Source organism: Novosphingobium barchaimii LL02, from assembly GCF_001046635.1.
Lineage (GTDB): Bacteria > Pseudomonadota > Alphaproteobacteria > Sphingomonadales > Sphingomonadaceae > Novosphingobium > Novosphingobium barchaimii.
In genome coordinates this window covers 657,911-674,928 of sequence record NZ_KQ130453.1, presented here as the reverse complement: position 1 = coordinate 674,928, position 17,018 = coordinate 657,911, and the positions used below count along the sequence as shown (strand labels likewise).

The 17,018-nt window shown below is 64.8% G+C and carries 17 protein-coding genes; 10 read left to right on the top strand and 7 right to left on the bottom strand.

Annotation, left to right across the window (positions count from 1 at the left end):
• Positions 1–12: 12 nt before the first annotated feature.
• On the bottom strand, positions 13–1,500 hold the full coding sequence (locus tag V474_RS09630) for a tetratricopeptide repeat protein (protein ID WP_059151278.1): 1,488 nt from the start codon (positions 1,498–1,500) through the stop codon (positions 13–15).
• A gap of 32 nt (positions 1,501–1,532) precedes the next feature.
• Here V474_RS09630 and V474_RS09625 point away from each other — a divergent pair, with 32 nt between their 5' ends.
• From V474_RS09625 to V474_RS09585, 9 genes are all read left to right on the top strand, one after another.
• Entirely contained in the window at positions 1,533–1,835 is a 303-nt protein-coding gene (locus tag V474_RS09625; RefSeq protein WP_236711087.1) for a putative quinol monooxygenase, read from the top strand.
• Positions 1,832–2,614, top strand: a complete 783-nt coding sequence (locus tag V474_RS09620; protein ID WP_059151276.1) for an SDR family oxidoreductase — start codon at positions 1,832–1,834, stop codon at positions 2,612–2,614. The genes V474_RS09625 and V474_RS09620 overlap by 4 nt, the downstream gene beginning before the upstream one ends.
• Positions 2,611–3,372 carry an SDR family NAD(P)-dependent oxidoreductase gene (locus V474_RS09615; protein WP_059151275.1) on the top strand — a complete coding sequence of 254 codons (762 nt, stop codon included), beginning with the start codon at positions 2,611–2,613 and terminating at the stop codon, positions 3,370–3,372. The genes V474_RS09620 and V474_RS09615 overlap by 4 nt, the downstream gene beginning before the upstream one ends.
• Positions 3,373–3,403: 31 nt before the next feature.
• Positions 3,404–3,862 (top strand): cupin domain-containing protein, encoded by a 459-nt coding sequence (locus V474_RS09610; protein ID WP_059151274.1) that lies wholly within the window; start codon positions 3,404–3,406, stop codon positions 3,860–3,862.
• A complete protein-coding gene (locus V474_RS09605; protein ID WP_059151273.1) occupies positions 3,859–5,160 on the top strand; it encodes a M24 family metallopeptidase in 1,302 nt (433 codons plus the stop codon). Before V474_RS09610 ends, V474_RS09605 begins: the two co-directional genes overlap by 4 nt.
• 13 nt (positions 5,161–5,173) lie before the next feature.
• Positions 5,174–6,178, top strand: coding sequence for a thiamine pyrophosphate-dependent dehydrogenase E1 component subunit alpha (locus V474_RS09600; RefSeq protein ID WP_059151272.1), 1,005 nt, complete (start codon positions 5,174–5,176; stop codon positions 6,176–6,178).
• 17 nt (positions 6,179–6,195) lie between these two features.
• Entirely contained in the window at positions 6,196–7,194 is a 999-nt protein-coding gene (locus V474_RS09595) for an alpha-ketoacid dehydrogenase subunit beta (RefSeq protein ID WP_059151271.1), read from the top strand.
• A 12-nt stretch (positions 7,195–7,206) separates the two neighbouring features.
• The gene (locus tag V474_RS09590) at positions 7,207–7,446 is read left to right on the top strand and encodes a biotin/lipoyl-containing protein (RefSeq protein ID WP_059151270.1); all 240 of its coding nucleotides are present in this window, start codon (positions 7,207–7,209) and stop codon (positions 7,444–7,446) included.
• 166 nt (positions 7,447–7,612) lie between these two features.
• Entirely contained in the window at positions 7,613–9,961 is a 2,349-nt protein-coding gene (locus V474_RS09585) for a membrane-bound PQQ-dependent dehydrogenase, glucose/quinate/shikimate family (protein WP_059151269.1), read from the top strand.
• Between the two features lie 24 nt (positions 9,962–9,985).
• On the opposite strand, the gene cls is transcribed toward V474_RS09585, so the two are convergent.
• On the bottom strand, positions 9,986–11,386 hold the full coding sequence (gene cls / locus V474_RS09580; RefSeq protein ID WP_059151268.1) for a cardiolipin synthase: 1,401 nt from the start codon (positions 11,384–11,386) through the stop codon (positions 9,986–9,988).
• 149 nt (positions 11,387–11,535) lie between these two features.
• Here cls and V474_RS09575 point away from each other — a divergent pair, with 149 nt between their 5' ends.
• The gene (locus tag V474_RS09575) at positions 11,536–11,886 is read left to right on the top strand and encodes a hypothetical protein (protein ID WP_059151267.1); all 351 of its coding nucleotides are present in this window, start codon (positions 11,536–11,538) and stop codon (positions 11,884–11,886) included.
• Here the strand turns inward: V474_RS09575 and V474_RS09570 are convergent.
• The 5 genes from V474_RS09570 to V474_RS26565 form a co-directional block, all read right to left on the bottom strand.
• Positions 11,864–13,288 (bottom strand): sensor histidine kinase, encoded by a 1,425-nt coding sequence (locus V474_RS09570; RefSeq protein ID WP_330219637.1) that lies wholly within the window; start codon positions 13,286–13,288, stop codon positions 11,864–11,866. The two genes, V474_RS09575 and V474_RS09570, sit on opposite strands and share 23 nt — an antisense overlap.
• On the bottom strand, positions 13,257–13,943 hold the full coding sequence (locus V474_RS09565) for a winged helix-turn-helix domain-containing protein (RefSeq protein WP_059151266.1): 687 nt from the start codon (positions 13,941–13,943) through the stop codon (positions 13,257–13,259). Before V474_RS09565 ends, V474_RS09570 begins: the two co-directional genes overlap by 32 nt.
• 2 nt (positions 13,944–13,945) lie before the next feature.
• On the bottom strand, positions 13,946–14,356 hold the full coding sequence (locus V474_RS09560; protein ID WP_148649348.1) for a PDZ domain-containing protein: 411 nt from the start codon (positions 14,354–14,356) through the stop codon (positions 13,946–13,948).
• A 514-nt stretch (positions 14,357–14,870) separates the two neighbouring features.
• Positions 14,871–16,022, bottom strand: a complete 1,152-nt coding sequence (locus V474_RS09555) for a glycerophosphodiester phosphodiesterase (RefSeq protein WP_059151264.1) — start codon at positions 16,020–16,022, stop codon at positions 14,871–14,873.
• 2 nt (positions 16,023–16,024) lie between these two features.
• Positions 16,025–17,014 (bottom strand): TonB-dependent receptor, encoded by a 990-nt coding sequence (locus V474_RS26565; RefSeq protein ID WP_330219641.1) that lies wholly within the window; start codon positions 17,012–17,014, stop codon positions 16,025–16,027.
• Between the last annotated feature and the right edge of the window lie 4 nt (positions 17,015–17,018).

Sequence of the window (17,018 nt, the reverse complement as noted above, 5' to 3'; positions counted from 1 at the left end):
CCTCGCGGGCCTTCAGCGCAGCTTGTGCGGTTGGCCCACGCCTGCGGGCACGAGGTCGAAGGCGAAGCTGATGCGTTCTTTCTCTCCCCCGAACGGCAGCGTTCCGTGCCACAGGTAGGAGGGAAACACGATCATGCGCCCGGCGCGCGGGTTCTTGACGACAGGGGTGCCGCCGCCGCCCAGTTCGCCGGGAAGCACGCCTATCGCGAAAGCGCCGTCCTCGCCTGCAAACTCGGGATAGTAGACGCCCGAGAGCCAGTTCGGCGCATGAATGTGGGCGCCCACTTCGCCGCCGGGCTGGAGGACCGTGCCCCAAAGGGTCAGGCTCCAGTTCGCGGGCAGGGCGCGCAGGAATGGATGATCGGCGGGCTGGGCCGCGAACCCGGCGAGAGTCTCCGCGAGGTGCATCGTGGTGATGCTGACCAGGCCGCGCAGTGCCGGAGTTTCGGCATCGGCAAGATCGCCGCTCTGGCGGCCCTGCCTGGTGACGAGGCCCTCCGGCTCGAAGGTCAGCGAGGGATGCGCGCGCAATTCTTCAACCAGCGCCGCGTTGAACTGCGCCATATCGGCAAAGCCCGGCGCGGCGGTGATATCATGCACCGACACGAAGCGGTCCAAAGCCATCAGTCCGCCCAGCTCACGGGTCTGGCCCAGATGCTCGTAAGCCGCCAGCGCCAGCGCGAGCGGCGTGGTCACGCTGGGCTGTGTCTTGACGAGCGCGCCGCTGACCCGCAGCGAGTCCTCGGGATTGCCGGCCCGGATCAGCGTGCGCGCCAGATTGACGCCAAGCGCATGATTGGGCGCGGCGGGATCGAAAACGCTGCGCAGCACCGCAGCGGCACCGACGAAATCCCCGGCACTTTCCAGCATCAGACCCAGCTGGTTCGCGGCGCGCATATTGCGCGGCTGTGCTTTGAGCACCTGACGCACGAGATTTTCCGCCTCGTCCCGTTTGCCGCTGGCCGCCAGTGCATCGATCAGGTTGAGCGCGGTTTCGAGATGGCCGGGACGCAAGGCCAGCGAGCGGTTGTAGCGCGCCGCCGCTTCATCGTGACGGCCCAGGCGGGCCAGCGCCACGCCCATGTTGTTCAGCGCTTCGGGCTTGTCACCTGCCGCGGCCAGCACCTCGATGGCCTCCTCGCAGCGCCCGGCCGCGATCAGGCACGAGCCGAGGTTCGCCAGCGTCCCGTCATGGCCGGGCCGCAGGTCCAGCGCGGCAGTGAAGGCGGCAAGGGCTTCGTCATAGGCGCCGTGGTTCTTCAGCGCGACGGCCAGGTTCTGGTGCCGCCCGGCGTCGAGGGGGTCGGCATCGCGCGCGGCGCGAAAGGCAGCCAGTGCATCCTCCATGCGCCCGGTACGCTGGGCCACGATCCCCGCCAGTGTCAGCGCATCCCCGTCGCCGGGTTTCGCGGTGAGCAGGCGTTCGACCAGCGGCTGCGCGGAGGCAGGGTCCGGTCCCTGCGCGGCCTGCGCCGCCTCGGCCAGCATTTCCCCCCACATGACGAAAGGTCCTTCAAGTGATTGCAGTCATCATGCATGTCCGCACGAAACCGGACAAGACGCAGCGTTTCATAGAGTTGACGACGCAGCTCCAAAAGGATGTCCGCGCGAACGAGCCGGATACCCTGCTGTTCCAGGTCCTGCAATCGCAGGACGATGCCAACGCTTTTGTGTTCACCGAATTCTTCACCACGATGCAGGCTAAGGAGGAGCACGCGCTGCGCCCCTATCACGTCGCCATGTCCGCCGATGGATACGCCTGCCTCGACGGTGATCCGGATATCCGCTGCTTCGACCACCTTGGCGAAGCGGCCATCACAGGAGTTCCCGCATGATCGCCTCGCTTGAAGGACGCATCGCCCTTGTCACCGGCTGCACCGGCGGCATCGGCAGTGAAATCGCCCGCTCGCTGGCCGAGGCCGGGGCGGTGGTGGTGGGCGCAGATCTGCCAGGAGAATGGAACGCGGCTCAGCCCGACTGGGGCTACTACCAGCTCGACGTCACTGACGAGGCATCGTGGCAGGCCGTTATCGCGGCGATAGAAGCACGTTATGGACGGCTCGACACGCTGATCCATGTCGCCGGCATCGTCGTGGTGGAGAAGATGGAAAACACCACGCTTGAGCAGTGGCGCAAACAGATGGCCGTCAACGTCGACGGCGTTTTCCTGGGCACCAAATCAGCGATCGGCCTGATGAAGCGTTCGGGCGAGGATCTTCCGCATGGCGCCTCGATCGTGGTGATATCTTCGGTAGCGGGCAAGATCGGTTCGCCGCTGCACACTGGGTACTGCGCATCGAAGGGCGCAGTGGCGCTGTTCGTGAAGGCCTGCGCGATGGAATTCTCGGCGCTGAGCTACAAGGTGCGGGTCAATTCCGTGCACCCCAGCGGCGTGAAGACCGGCATGGTCGATCACATCCTCCAGCGCATCGTCGACAGCGGTTTCGCTGCCAGTGTCGAGGAAGCCGCCGCCGGTCTCGCCCCGGCCCACCCCATCGGGCGCATGGCCGACCCCATCGACATCGCCAAGACGGTGCGGTTCCTTGCCTCTGACGAGGCGGGTTACATGCACGGATCGGAACTGATCGTCGACGGAGGTTTCACCGCGCAATGAGCAATCTTGCAGGAAAAGTCGCGCTCGTCACCGGGGGCACCAGCGGCATCGGCGCCGCCGTCTCGAAGCTGCTGCGCGAGGCGGGCGCCAGGGTCGCAGTGCTGTCCGACGCCCCCCGGGCCGACCTCGACAAGGAAGTCGCCAGCGGCGCGCTCGCCCACGCGGTCCACGTCGACATTTCGGATGCCGAGGCCGTTGCGCAGGCCGTGCGCGGGATCGAGGCCGCACTTGGGCCGGTCACGCTGCTGGTCAATAACGCGGCCATGTGGGCGCCCAACCCGGTGCCAGAAAGCCCGCTTTCGCTGTTCGACCGGCACATCGACGTGAACCTTAAAGGCACCTTCTACGTCACGCAGGCCGTGCTCCCGGCGATGATCGAGACAGGCGGCGGCGCCATCGTCTTCATCGGTTCGGTCAGCGGCGTGGCGGGGCGTGCGGGCGACAGTGCCTACAGCGCCTCGAAAGCAGCCGTGGCGATGCTTTCGCGCACGCTGGCGGCGGAACTTGGCCCCAAGGGTATCCGCATCAACTGCGTGTGCCCCGGCGCGGTGGCGACGCCGCTCACCGCCAACTTGTGCACGCCCGAGGGCGAACAGGCCATCGCCGCGCTGATGGACGGCCATCCCAGCCCGCGCCGCAAGTTCTTCATGGAGCCGGTGCAGATCGCGCAGCTGGTTTGCTTCCTGCTCGATGACAAATCGAGCTGTGTCCACGGCGCCGTCATCCCTGCCGACGAGGGCCTCACTGCCACGATGTGATTTTTCGAGTTTTGCGAGAGGAAACAAAACCATGACCGAGCAACACGAACCCGGAAAACTGGGCGATCTTATCGTCAACATCAACGACTGCCACGAAGTGGCGCTGGGTGTCGGCACTACGATCCGGCTGCTGCGCTACAGCGAGGAAACCGGCGACTGGGTGCTATGGGTCCACATGGAGCCGGGCGCCACCTTCGCCCCTCACTGGCACTTGGGCCACGGCCAATATTTCGTCACCAAGGGCGAGCTGATCTACGATGTCGGCTCGGCGCCCGCCGGCACCTATGGCTACGAGCCGATCGGATCGCGGCACAGCGAAGCGCGCTGTGAGGAAGTGACCGAATATCTGTTCATGGGCCACGGCGCCGTCGCCTTCACCGACGATGCGGGCGAAGTGCGCTTCATCCTCAATCACGAATTCCTGCGCGATGTGGCGAAGGGCGAAGTCGTCTCCAACGTCGCCAACGAGGGGCTGGAGGAGGCGGCATGACCTCACCTTCGAACCCGAGAGCTGACCGGCTGCAGTCGATGATGGGGGCGGAGGGGCTGGACGCGGTGGTCCTCAGCCACCCGCACGACGTGCGCTATGTGGCGGGTTATCACTCGATCCTCGAGCGCTGGCAGCAGATGGAGCCGATGGCGGCGGCCATCGTCTATGCCGATCCGGCCAAACCGCTGACGCTGGTGATCCCCGAGGCGAACCTGGGCCTCGTCGCTGTGCTGAACAAGGACGGGGACGCCTGTACCTTCGGCGAACTGCGCACGTTCGACATGCTCAACTTCTGCGAAGTCAGTCGCTATATCGACCCGGATCGCAACGGCGGCCAACTGGCCGAGGATGCGGGAGGCATGGTGGGTGCCATCGCCGGAACCTGCCAGCCCGACATCACGGCGGCAATCGCCTCGGCGCTGGCGGATCACGGCCTTGCGGGGGGGCGTGTCGGCTTCGATGAACACCGCGTCTCGGCGCGGATCGCGGGCACCGTTCCTCACCAATACAGCGACGTGCTGGATTTCATGATGCGCGTGCGCGTGGTCAAGACGCCCGGCGAACTGGCGCGCTACCGCAAGCTGGGCAAACTGGCGGACCGGATCATCGCCCATGCCGGATCGCTGCTCCACGAAGGCGCGGACTGGAACGACGTGCAGGCGCGGATCTGCGACTTCATGGTCCGCCACGAAGTGATCCCGGTGGACGAAGGCGCCATGCTGTTCGGCGGTGCCTATGAGGCGGACGAGTTCATCCCCGACCTGTTCCGCACCCGGGGTAACCGTTCGCTTCGCAGCGGCGACATCGTGATCCTTGAAACCCAGGGCATCCATGACGGCTTCTGGGTCGACATCAATCGGACCGCCGTGGTCGGCAAGGCCAGCCCGGAATATCGCCGCCAGCACGACATCCTGCGCGATGCCTTCCTCAAGATGGTCGACGCTCTGCGGCCCGGCGTCTCGACCGCCAGCCTGCCGGCGATCGGGTACGAGCATCTCAAGGCCCACGGCGTCGCCACGCCCGAGAAGCTGCTGGTGGTCGCCCACGGCATCGGCCTGATGCCACTGGAAATCCCGCTGGCCTTCCCCGCCGCTGGCCTTGCCGGGGTCAAGGAAGGTTTCGTGATGGAGGAGAACATGCTGATCTCGCTCGACAGTCTCTACTTCGGCGCGAAGCTTGGCCCTTGCCATATGGAGAACGTCTACGCGATCACCGCCGGCGCTCCCGAACCGATGTACGCGGCCCCGCTCGAACTGTTCGAGGCCGTCGACGCTCCCCAGCCCGCACCCGTCCACTGAGAGAGGATCTGTCATGAGCGCTAGTCGCGACAACGACCGCAGGATTGAAAAGTACCGGCGCATGCAACGCATCCGCCAGTTCGAAACCCGCGCTGAAACCATCCATGCGGCGGGCGAAATCCCCGGCGCGCTGCATACATACGCCGGCATGGAAGCATCGGGCGTGGGTGCCTGTATGGCCCTGCGCGACGACGACTATATGGTCGGCACCCACCGCAGTCACGGCCACCCGATCGCCAAGGGCGCGAAGCTGCGCCCGCTGATGGCGGAACTGCTCGGCAAGGTGACCGGCATTTGCAAAGGGAAGGGCGGGTCGATGCACCTGTCGGACTTTTCGATGGGCAGCCTGGGGGAAACCAGCATCGTCGGCTCGGGCGGCCCGGTCACGGCAGGCGCGGCGCTTGGCGCCAAGCTGCAGGGGTTGGACCGCGTGGCGCTGTGCTTCTTCGGGGACGGGGCTTCAAGCGAAGGTGCGATCCATGAAGGCATGAACCTTGCCGCCGTGTGGAAACTGCCGGCGATCTTCGTGTGCGAAAACAACCGCTTCGGTATGTCGACACCGACCGCTGCGGGCGTCGCGGGCGCCCATGTCGCCGACCGGGCTCACGGTTACGGCATCCCCGGCGTCATCGTCGACGGGCAGGACGTGGACGCCGTGGAAGCCGCCGTGCGCGAGGCCGTCGACCGCGCCCGCGCCGGCAAAGGCCCCACGCTGATCGAGACCAAGACCTATCGCTACGCCGACCACGCCGTGAACATGGGCCGCGATCTCACCCCGCGCGGCCCGGAACATGACGAGTGGCTGGCGCGCGACCCCATCGTCCTCTATCGTGCCCGGCTGGTCGAGGACGGCATTTCCGGTTCCGATCTCGATGCGATCGACGTTCAGGTGGCAGAGGAAGTCGCCGATGCCCTGAACTTCGCCCGCGAAAGCGCATACCCGGCCTTCGAAGAGGCCTTCGACCACGTCTTCGTCGATCGCCTGCCGATCCCCGACGATGTACGTGCACACGCCTGAAGAAGGAGCCGGAAAACATGGCCAAGATCACTTACCTGGAAGCCATCTATCAGGCGCAGGCCGAGGAAATGGATCGCGATTCCAAGGTCTTCATCATGGGCGAGGACATTCGCTGCAACGTCTTCGGAACCACCACCGGGTTCGTCGAACGCTTCGGCGAGGAGCGCGTACGTGACACGCCTATTTCGGAAAACGGCTTCATCGGCGCGGCGGGCGGCGCGGCGATGGTGGGGATGCGGCCCATCGTGGACGCGACGATTTCCTCGTTCCTGTTCCCGGCGATGGACCAGATCTGCTCCATCATCGCCAAGTCACGCTATATCTACGGCGGACAGGCGCAGCTGCCGCTCGTGATCCGGTCGTGCCTATTTTACGGCAATTCCAACGCCGCCCAGCACTCCGACCGGCCCTATTCCATGTTCATGAACATGCCCGGGCTGAAGATCATCGCGCCGTCCAATGCGCATGACATGAAGGGCCTGCTGAAAGCCGCGATCCGCGATGATGATCCGGTGATGTCTTTCGAGGATTCGACCTGCTGGATGGTCAAGTCCGAAGTCCCCGACGACCTCGACTTCGTGATCCCGCTCGGCAAGGGCGAGGTCAAGCGTGAGGGCACCGACGTGACCGTGGTGGCCATCGCTGGCGCGGTGAACATCGCGCTGAAAGCGGCGGAAAAGCTGAAAGCGGAAGGCATTTCTGTGGAGGTAGTCGACCCGCGCACCTTGGTGCCGCTCGACCGCGACATCATCCTGCGCTCGGTACGCAAGACAGGCAGGGCGATTTGCGTCGACCCTGCGCACAAGACCTGCTCCGCCGCCAGTGAAATTGCCGCCACCATCGCCGAGGAGGCCTTCGAGGCCCTGCGTGCGCCGGTGGTGCGGGTGACCACACCCGATACCCACCTGCCGTTCAGCCCGCACATCGAAAAGCCGCTCTACCCCTCGGTGGAACGGATAATGGATGCGGCCCGCCGTCTGGTAGGTGCGCCTGCGCCGCAGCCCCAACCCGCCTGAGGAGAACGGACCATGGCTGAATTCACTATGGTCCTGCCGCAATACGGCATGGGCATGCAGGACGGCGAGATCGTGCGCTGGCTCAAGGAAGTGGGCGAACGTGTCGAGGAAGGCGAAAACCTCGTCGAGGTGGAAGCCGCCAAGACCACGGTCGAAGTCCCCGCGCCGGTATCGGGCACTCTGCTGCGCATCCTCGCCGACAGCGGCGACACGGTGGATGTGCGCGCTGCGATCGCGGTGATCGAGACCTAGCGCGGAGGCTGGCAATAAGACTCCGTCATCGCTGTGAAGGCGGGGATCCATTTCCCGGCCTGGCATCGACAGGATGACACCGGAGATGGGTTCCCGCCGGCGCAGGAACGACCAAAGCGAAAAAAGTGCCGAATGGCACGGCCCCGTTCCGGGAGAGGACGCGAGGATGAACGACAAGAAGGTTGGATCCGGCTGGCCGCGCTGGCTGGCGGGAACGGTGCTGCTCGCCATCGGCGCGGTGCTGGCGCTTGGCGGGGCGAAGCTGCTGATGCTCGGCGGCTCGGGCTATTATCTGGCGGCGGGCCTCGCGTGCATCGCATCAGGTGCGCTGCTGTGGCGCGGTGACCGGCGCGGCTTGTGGCTTTATGCGGGCTTGCTGGCGGGCACTGTCGTATGGTCCTGCTGGGACGTAGGCGCCCAGTTCTGGCAACTCCTGCCGCGCATCGCCGGGCCCGCCGTGATCGGCGCCCTTTTGGCCGTACCGCGTCTCCGCCGCCGGATGACGCGGGCTGGCGATGCCCTGACACGCTACGGCCTTGGCGCGGCGGTCGCGGCGGCGGCGCTGCTGCTGGGCGCGGCATTCGCCATGAACCCGACCTTCGATATCCTCCCCACACGCGGTCCCGCCGTCGCGGTGGCAGCCAACCCCGCAAACGCCGACTGGACCGCTTACGGCGCCAACTCCGCCGGCACCCGCCATTCTTCCGCCGCGCAGATCACCCCGGCGAATGCCGCGAAGCTGGAGCAGGTGTGGTCCTTCCAGACGGGCGACACCCGCGCCAAGCGCCCCGAAATCAAGTCGATCTCGTTCATGGCGACGCCGCTCATGGTGGACGACAAGGTTTATTTCTGTTCGCCTACCGGCAAGGTCTTCGCGCTCGACGCCGACAGCGGCAGGCAAGTGTGGCTGCGCGATCCGCACACGAACATCGGCAATGCCCAGATGCTCAACTGCCGGGGCGTATCCTACCACGCAGACCCCGCCGGGGCGGGCCTTTGCGCCAAGCGCATCATCAGCATGACCGTGGATGGCCGAATGCTGGCGAGCGACGCCGCCACCGGCGCCCCCTGCAGCGACTTCGGCGAGATGGGCACCGTCAACCTCGATGCCGGACTGGGCGCTGTCGATCCTCTGCGATCGTACACGTCCTCCCCGCCCGTAATCGTTGGCAACACCGCCATCCTCGGCTCTTACGTGCGCGACAACTTCACCAAGGACGATCCATCGGGCGTGGTGCGCGCCTATGACGTAAAAAGTGGCCGCCTGCTCTGGGCCTGGGACAGCGGCCGCCCGGATGACGCCCCGATGCCCGGCCCCGGCGAGGGCTGGACACGCGGTTCGGTCAATGCATGGAGCGTGTTCAGCGCCGACCCTGCGCTGGGCCTCGTCTACCTGCCCACCGGCAACGCCACGCCCGACCACGTCGGCACCCACCGCAACCCCATGCTGGAGCGCTATGCCAGTTCCATCGTCGCGCTGGACGTGAAAACGGGCCGGGTGCGCTGGCACTTCCAGACCGTCCATCACGATATCTGGGACTACGATATGCCTGCCCAGCCGGTGCTGTTCGACTATACCGCAGGTGGCAGCAAGGTGCCGGCCCTGGCCGCTCCGACCAAGCGCGGCGAGATATTCATCCTCGACCGCCGCACCGGCAAATCGCTCACCGGCATCGAGGAACGCGCCGTGCCGCGCGGGAAAATCCCGGGTGAGCGCTACTCTCCCACGCAGCCTTACGTGAAGGGCTTCCCCTCGTTCGCGCCGCCGCTGCTGACCGAGGCATCGATGTGGGGCATGACCCCGCTCGACCAGATGTGGTGCCGCATCCGCTTCCGCTCGCTCGATTACTCGGGCAACTTCACCCCGCCGTCCGAGCGCGGCATGATCCAGTGGCCGGGTACGTTCGGCGTGCTCAACTGGGGCAGCGTCAGCATCGATCCGGCGCGAAACCTGATGATCGTGAACTCCGCCGCGATCCCGCAGGAGGTGCGCCTGTTCCGCCACGGCGCGGATACTGAAAAGCCGGCACTGGCGAAGGATTCCCACGCCCCCGGGTACCTGCCGCAGATGGGCACAAATTACGGCGTAAGCCTGCTGCCCATGCTTTCGCCGTTGGGCATACCTTGCGAAGCGCCGCCGTGGGGACACATCGCCGCCGTGGACCTGAGCACCGGCAAGATCGCCTGGAGCCGCACTTTCGGCACCACCGCCGACACCGCGCCGCTGGGCATTGCGATGCCGGGTGCCTTCAACTTGGGCGGTTCGGCCAATACCGCAGGCGGCGTGACCTTCATCGGCGCTACGCTCGACAACTACCTGCGCGCCATTGACACCACCAATGGCCGCGAGTTGTGGCGCGGCCGTCTGCCTGCAGGCGGACAGGCGACACCGATCACCTACATATCGCGCAAGACCGGACGCCAGTACGTGGTGATCGCAGCGGGTGGGCACATGTACATGGGTACGACACCGGGGGACTACCTAGTCGCCTTTGCCTTGCCGAAGACGAAATAGAGGCGGGCTTGATCGCTGGAAATTTCACAGCAGGGGGCTTAGCAGCCGGGCGATGTTCTCGGCGAGTTTGCGGGTCAATGGGCGCCGTTGCCAGCTCTCTCGCGAAAGACGATCGGAATGAGCGATATAGTCCGTCTGGATAGCCTCGAGCGCGCCAACGCTGGCGCGGTCGTGGAGAAGCAGGCTGACCTCTTCGTTGAGCTGGAACGAGCGCAAATCGACATTGCTGGATCCAACGATGCCCAGTTCGCCATCGATGCTCACGTTCTTGGCATGGAGCAGGTACTGGCGAAACAGATGGACGTTGATCCCGGAACGCAGGAGGTCGTCGTAATAGGATCGCTGGGCAAGGCTCACCAACGGTTGGTCGACCACGGCGGAGACGATAAGGTCGACTTCCACTCCGCGCATCACCGCAGTACGCATCGCGCACAGCAGGGGTTCGTCGGGGATGAAATAGGGCGAGGTGATAATCACCCGCTGGACGGCGCGTTGCAGCTGCCAGGCCAGCAGGGTCTGGAAACCTTCGAGCGGATAGTTCGCCCCGCTGGGGAGAAGCTGCGCTTCGGCCGTGCCTGCGAGGGGCGGGACGGCAATGTCGCTTTCGGGCATGGTTTCGGTTTCGAGAAACCAGTCGGTGAGGAACGTGGCCGTCATTTCCGCCACCACGGGGCCGGTTACGCGCGCGACCAGTTCGCGGTTTTCGACGCCGGGCCTGAAATTCTTGTCGACGATATTCTGCGAGCCAGCGTAACCGATCTCTCCGTCGATCAGGAACAGCTTGCGGTGATTGCGCATGTCGCGCCGGGTGCGGCCGCGCAGCCAGTGAAAGGGCAGGGCTTCTCGGACATGCGCTCCGGCGCCGCGAAGGAGGGTGAGGGAGCCCTTGAGCCAGCGATGCGACCCGACCGGGTCCATCAGCACATGGACGATGGCACCGCGCTGCACCGCGCGGGCGAGGGCGGCTGCGACCCGCCGGCCGGTGGCATCGTCGGCGAATATGTAGACCAGGATGCGGACGTGTTTGCGGGCATTGTCGATGTCCTGGACCACACGGTCGATGGTGCGGTCATAGTCCGTCAGCAGTTCGACGCCATTGCCAGATACCGCGGGTTGCCCGCCAAGTCTGGCGGCAAGAACTGCCGCGTCGCAAGGCGTGGGAACGGATTGCAGTCGCGCCGCCGCCGGGGCGAGGGCCGCTTTTGCCCGCTCGAACCGCTGCGCTCGCCATGCCGGGAAACGGGGTCGACCGATGGCGAGGTAGAGCAGAACGCCGGGGATGGGCAGGAAGAATATAAGAAGCAGCCAGCTGCGCGTCGCTTCCGGGGTACGGCGCGAGGGCACGATAAGCAGCATGGCTATCCGCACCAGCCATTCGCAGGCATAGTACAGCGTGCTGGATTGCGAGAAAAGGCTGATGGTCATCGGACGATCCTAGCCCCGAAATTCCTACGTTCCAGCCCCTCTCGGTAGCGCTTCATGACAGAGGTTTAATCCAGCCTACAGCCGGCTGACACGCACACGGGTGCATATTCGCCGTTTGAACGAACCGGCTACGTCAGGACAGGAACCGGATGAAGGAAAGCGATAGCCGGGTGCCTCAACGATCTGTGGCAGCGATCGACGAGCGGACCTGCCGCATGATCTGCCCGATCGCGGCTGGGATGTCGGGCGTGTGCCTCACCGCCATCGGCATCCTGCGACTGGTCATCGTGGTAGGACGCACCTCGACTATAGCGGACGATCTGCTGGCTCTGGACGCTACGCTGTTCCTCGTCGCGACGTTGACGTCCTATTTTGCACTACGGGTGGGAACTGCCCGGCGGCTTCATGTGATGGAGCGGATCGCCGATATCACATTCATCGCTGCGATGTCGCTGATGACGGTGGTCTCGCTGCTGATCACATATGCGATGAACCGCTGATCCACAGGTCCACCCGCAGACCGGGGGCGTTGTCTCCCAGCCGGATGTCCCCGCCGTGGAGACGTGCGGCGGCTTCGACCAGAGACAGGCCCAGGCCCGAGCCGGCCAGATGGCGGGACGGATCGAGCCTTCCGAAGCGCCGGAGCGCCTCGGCCCGGCGTTCAGGGGGGATGCCGGGGCCGTCGTCGGCGACGGTCAGGATGATCTGGCTGCCATCTTCCCGCGCGCTAAGTGCGATGCTGCTGCCGCCTTGTGCATACTTAAGCGCATTCTCGATCAGGTTGCCCAGCGCCTGACTGATGAATTCGCGGTGCAGGGTGGCATGCAGGCCGGGGGGGGAACTGGCATCCAGCACGAAGCCGTTGTCTTCGGCGAGTGGACCGTAGATCTCCACGAGGTCTTCCAGCAGCGTCGCGACCTCGATCTCGCTGAACCGGTCGCGGCCGATGCCGGCTTCGGCGCGGCTGATCTGCAGCGCGGTGGAAAGCATCCTGAGCAGTGTGTCGGCTTCCTGCGCGACCCGTTCCAGCGCGGCGAGGGCGTTGTCGTCCTGGGTTTCGGCGGCGGCGCGTTCTATCAGCACTTTCATGCGCGTCACCGGCGAGCGCAGGTCGTGTGCGAGGCCATCGGTTATCATGCGCAGTTGCGAGACCAGCCCCTCGATCCGCTCCAGCATCGCGTTGATCGAGAGGCCCAGCCGGTCGAAGGCATCGCCGCTGCCGCCAACGGGCACGCGCGCTGCCAGCGCGCCATCGCCCACCGCGCCGGCAGTCTGGGTGATCGCCTCAATCCGGCTAGACAGCACACGGCCGATGACCAGCGCCCCCAGCAAGGTCAGCGCCAGCGCGGCGACAAGCGCACCCAGCCCGGCTTCCTCGTTCACGCGGACCAGTCGCAGGCTTGATTCGATGACGTGGCCAGCCAGCAAGCGCTTGCCATCTGGCAAGCTGACGGCGGTGACGCCCATGCGCTCCGGCCGTTCGCTACCGACGCGGTACAGGTCGATGGTACGCCATCGGGTGCCTGGCGGGATCACCGTAGGCCATGCATCGAGATTGCCGGCGATCGGCGTACCATCGGGCCCGGCATAAAGGATCACGGCGACGGCGCCGTGGGTGATCTCCAGGCGCGCACGGATAAGCTGGCGAAGACCTTCATCGCCCGATCCGCGCCAGGCAGCGGTCAACTCGTCGCGCAGTTCGCCCACGGCTTCGCGCTGTTCGGCCGCGAGCGCTCGCTGGCTCGCTTCCTGGACGAACACCAGGACGCCGCCGGTCACCAGGAACTGCAGGACGAATGCCAGCAGGACGAAACGCGCCGTCGTCGAGCGAAAGAGTGTCGTGCCCAGCATCATCCCGCCCTCAGGGGGCTCAGGCCGAAACGCCCAGACGGTAGCCGGCACCGCGCACCGTGTGCAGCAGCGGCCGGTCGGAACCGTCGTCGAGCTTGCGGCGTAGCCGGCTGACGTGAACGTCGATGACGTTGGTCCCGGGATCGAAATGATAGTCCCAGACGCCTTCGAGCAGCATCGTGCGCGTCACTACCTGTTCGGCATGGCGCAGCAGATATTCGAGCAGGCGAAATTCGCGTGGCTGCAATTCGATTGACCGGGCGCCGCGGCGGACTTTACGTGAAAGCAGATCCATCTCGAGATCGTCGCAGGAAAAGCTGGTTATTACCGGAGCACCGGCCCCGCGCTTGCGCAGCAGCAGGCGAACGCGGGCGAGCAATTCGGCGAAGGCAAAAGGCTTGGTCAGGTAATCGTCGGACCCGGCAGTAAGGCCTGCCACGCGGTCGTCAGACGTGCTCAGGGCGCTCAGAATGATGATGGGCGTCTCTATACCAGCGGCACGCAGCGCCGCCAGTACGGCCATGCCATCCATCTGGGGAAGCATGCGGTCCAGCACGATGGCGTCATAGGCGCCGTCTGTGGCGAGGAACAGACCGTCGCGTCCGTTGGCGGCGCGGTCGACGGTGAAACCTTCCTCGCCCATCCCCTTGGCGATGAAGGATGCAGTGTCGTCGTCATCCTCGATCACCAATAGCTTGTGGCTCATCGTTACGCTCCCTCCCGGCCGAGCAGTATGGTGCGCGCCCGGCCCTGATGCGACACTGACAGCCGCACGACGGTTCCTTGTTGCAGATAACGGTGCGCCTGATCCAGCGTGAAGATGGGCCTTCCGTTCAGATCCAAGACGGTATCCCCGACGGTGATGCCTTTAAGCTCGGGTCCGCGGCCTGAACGGATGCTCGTCACGACCAGCCGCCCCGGCTCCCACGGGGCGCATTCGATAGTCATGCCGGGCAGGAACGGGCGCGTTTCGGATCGGCCCGCAAGCGAGGCAAACCACATGCGACCAGTATGAGAATCGGAAAACAGCATCGTTCCTGCGGGTACGAGCAGCAGCAGCAGCGGTGCCAGCCGGACAAGCCGGCGCTGCGCCGGAAAGGGGCTGGCATACTGGCGCATTGCTACATCCATTGCGAGACGGCTGCGGAGCCGTCCTTTCAGAGCCTCCGCAGGAAGGGGAGGGGATCAGCCGGGCTGGCTGGTCTTGTTGCCGGCTATTTTCGTTATGGGCTTTGCCGCATGGTGAGCCGACGTCTCATGCGATGGCTTTGGGCTGCCGGGCCATTGTTCGACGCAGCGGCATTGGCCGTGGTGACACCGGCCAGAGCGAGGCCGGCGAGGAGCAGGAGCGACTTCCTGGGCGCAACTTCGGTTCCTTTGCGCTGGTGGGTCAGAAGGCCCCTCAAAGTTGACACCCTCTGATCGTAGTTACGAAAGTCCCCCGATCTGCGTTCCAATGAAATTTACGGTTTTGTCATGTTCCAGCTATCCGGCGCTTTGGACAGTATGCTATCATATTGTAATAACGATGAATTGTTCGGCCCAATCATGAAGGCTCGGTCATGGGAGGTTGCGGAACATGCCGCCCGGCGGGATCATTCCGCCGGGCTATTCACGTCACTTGGACTTATTCTCAAGCCATGCCGTCAACCGCGGACCGGCCGAGGCCCGGATCGTCGGTAAAGAAGGAATCGACGCCTGCCGCGATGTAGCGGCGCATCAACTCGATGCAGGCCTTGTCCTGACGGGCGTCATCGCCGCCCGGTCCCTGGAAATCGGTGGGCAGGAAACGGTTTTCCGGCCGTATCGTCCATGTGGAGACGAGCAGCCCGGCCGCCCGTGCATCGCGCACCAGCGATGTGGGCTTGCCGAGCGGGCCGGACTTGCCGGTTGCATCGCCGAAGGGCATGATGCCCTGAAGCACGGGCGATACCCAGTCGGCATAAGTCTTCACCTCGGCAAGGCCCGCCGGGGTATGCATCTGGTTGTAGGTCAGCTTGCCGCCAGCGGCTGTGACGTCAGGTGGGCTCATGTCCATGGGCACGGTAAGTTGCAGCAGTTGCAGCTTGGCGTAGGCACCGATGCGTGGCCGCAGCCACTTGAGGTTGGCGACCTCGAAGCTCTGGACGATCACCGGGGCGGTCGAGAGATAGTGGCTAAGCGCTACCCGGGCGAGGAAGCGCTGTTCCTGCGGCAGTCCAATCTTTGCGAAGTAGGTCGGGTGCTTGATCTCGGGGATGAGACCGATCGTACGTCCGCGTGCAGCGGATTCTGCCGCGACGAAATCGGCGATTTCCTCCAACGTCAGCAGCTGGAACTGCCCGTCGTAGCTCTTGCTTTCCGGGCGCATGGCACCGAGCCGCTCGATCGCGCGCAGGGTCTTGATCTCGGCCAGCGTGAAGTCTTCGGTGAACCAGCCGGTGAGCGATTGCCCGTCGATGACCTTGGTCGTGCGGCGGTCGGCGAACTCGGGGTGGTCGGCGACGTTTGTGGTTTCGGCGATGTTGTTTTCGTGACGGGCGATCAGAGCGCCGTCCTTGGTCGATACCAGATCGGGCTCGACAAAGTCGGCGCCCTGCTGGATGGCCTTGGCATAGGACGCCAGCGTATGCTCGGGTCGCAGCGCCGAACAGCCACGGTGGCCGATGACCAGGGGCTTTTTGCGCGGGGCCACGTCATTGGCCGCCGCGAGCACCGAAGGGGCCGCGCCAAGCGCGATCCCTGTAGCTGCTGCACCGGCTCCAACGCGGATCAGTCCGCGCCGGGAGAATGTGTTGTTCGTCATGTTTACATCCCTACCGAGAACGTCAGGAACCACTGGCGCGGGGCCAGCGGATAGACCGCATAGACCGAAGAAGGTTGGCTGATAGACACCGTCGATGCACCTTTGATGTCGAAGATATTGGTGACGTTGAGCGAGATCGATGCCTTCTTCAGGTGGAGGAGGTCCGCCGGAAGGTTAACCGCTATCCGGCCGTTCGACATGAAGTAGGAACCCACCGCACCGTCGTTGGTGTAAGTGGAATAGCGTTTGCCGATATAAATGCCGGTGAACTGCGCTTCGACCGGGCCGGCATTGGCGGAAACCACCGTCTTGTTCATCCACTTTGGACTGCCCGGAACCTGCTGGCCGGCAGTACCGTAGGTGGTGGTGCCATTAGTATAGTCGCTGTCGTACTTCGAGCTGTTGTACGAGATGCCGTTGTAGATCGACAGATGCGGGCCGAACCCGAGGGTAAGCGCGGCGTCGGCCCCGTTGGTGGTCACGCCGCCTACGTTGAACAGGCTGGTGGTGCCGCCTGTGATCGAACTGCCGCCGAGGCCGCCTACCGTGGTGCTGACCGCGAGCAGGCGATTCGAGAAGTCGACGTGGTAGTAGTTTACCTGGGCATCGAGCGAGGACAGGAACCAGCCCGGGAAGGCATGGTGGCTGCGCAAACCGATTTCATAAGTCCAGGAGGTTTCCGGTTTGCCGTTCTCCTTGAAGAAGTCGAACGCAGTCTGGCTACCGACGCTCCACGGCGCAGTGCCGAAGTTGCGCATGTTCTTCTGCACGTTGAAGTAAAGCTGCTCGGCGCCGTTCAAATCGTATTTGGCGCCGATCGCGGGCAGGAACCACTCCTTGGTGGTGATGCTGCCCGAGGGCAGCCCGCCCACCATGCCGGAGTATGACCCGGCGAGCGGCTGCGTCGGATACCAGCCCTTGGCGAATACCAGACTGGACTTGACGCCGCCCTGCACGACCAGCTTGTCGTTCACGTCCCATTCGTCCTGCAGGTGC

Coding starts and splice junctions, on each gene's coding strand:
- V474_RS09575 (WP_059151267.1), top strand. CDS start 11,536: ATGAAGGAAAGCGATAGCCGGGTGCCTCAACGATCTGTGGCAGCGATC.
- V474_RS09625 (WP_236711087.1), top strand. CDS start 1,533: ATGCATGTCCGCACGAAACCGGACAAGACGCAGCGTTTCATAGAGTTG.
- V474_RS09595 (WP_059151271.1), top strand. CDS start 6,196: ATGGCCAAGATCACTTACCTGGAAGCCATCTATCAGGCGCAGGCCGAG.
- cls (WP_059151268.1), bottom strand. CDS start 11,386: ATGACCATCAGCCTTTTCTCGCAATCCAGCACGCTGTACTATGCCTGC.
- V474_RS09565 (WP_059151266.1), bottom strand. CDS start 13,943: ATGAGCCACAAGCTATTGGTGATCGAGGATGACGACGACACTGCATCC.
- V474_RS09620 (WP_059151276.1), top strand. CDS start 1,832: ATGATCGCCTCGCTTGAAGGACGCATCGCCCTTGTCACCGGCTGCACC.
- V474_RS09555 (WP_059151264.1), bottom strand. CDS start 16,022: ATGACGAACAACACATTCTCCCGGCGCGGACTGATCCGCGTTGGAGCC.
- V474_RS09615 (WP_059151275.1), top strand. CDS start 2,611: ATGAGCAATCTTGCAGGAAAAGTCGCGCTCGTCACCGGGGGCACCAGC.
- V474_RS09605 (WP_059151273.1), top strand. CDS start 3,859: ATGACCTCACCTTCGAACCCGAGAGCTGACCGGCTGCAGTCGATGATG.
- V474_RS09610 (WP_059151274.1), top strand. CDS start 3,404: ATGACCGAGCAACACGAACCCGGAAAACTGGGCGATCTTATCGTCAAC.
- V474_RS09630 (WP_059151278.1), bottom strand. CDS start 1,500: ATGTGGGGGGAAATGCTGGCCGAGGCGGCGCAGGCCGCGCAGGGACCG.
- V474_RS09585 (WP_059151269.1), top strand. CDS start 7,613: ATGAACGACAAGAAGGTTGGATCCGGCTGGCCGCGCTGGCTGGCGGGA.
- V474_RS09560 (WP_148649348.1), bottom strand. CDS start 14,356: ATGCGCCAGTATGCCAGCCCCTTTCCGGCGCAGCGCCGGCTTGTCCGG.
- V474_RS09600 (WP_059151272.1), top strand. CDS start 5,174: ATGAGCGCTAGTCGCGACAACGACCGCAGGATTGAAAAGTACCGGCGC.
- V474_RS09590 (WP_059151270.1), top strand. CDS start 7,207: ATGGCTGAATTCACTATGGTCCTGCCGCAATACGGCATGGGCATGCAG.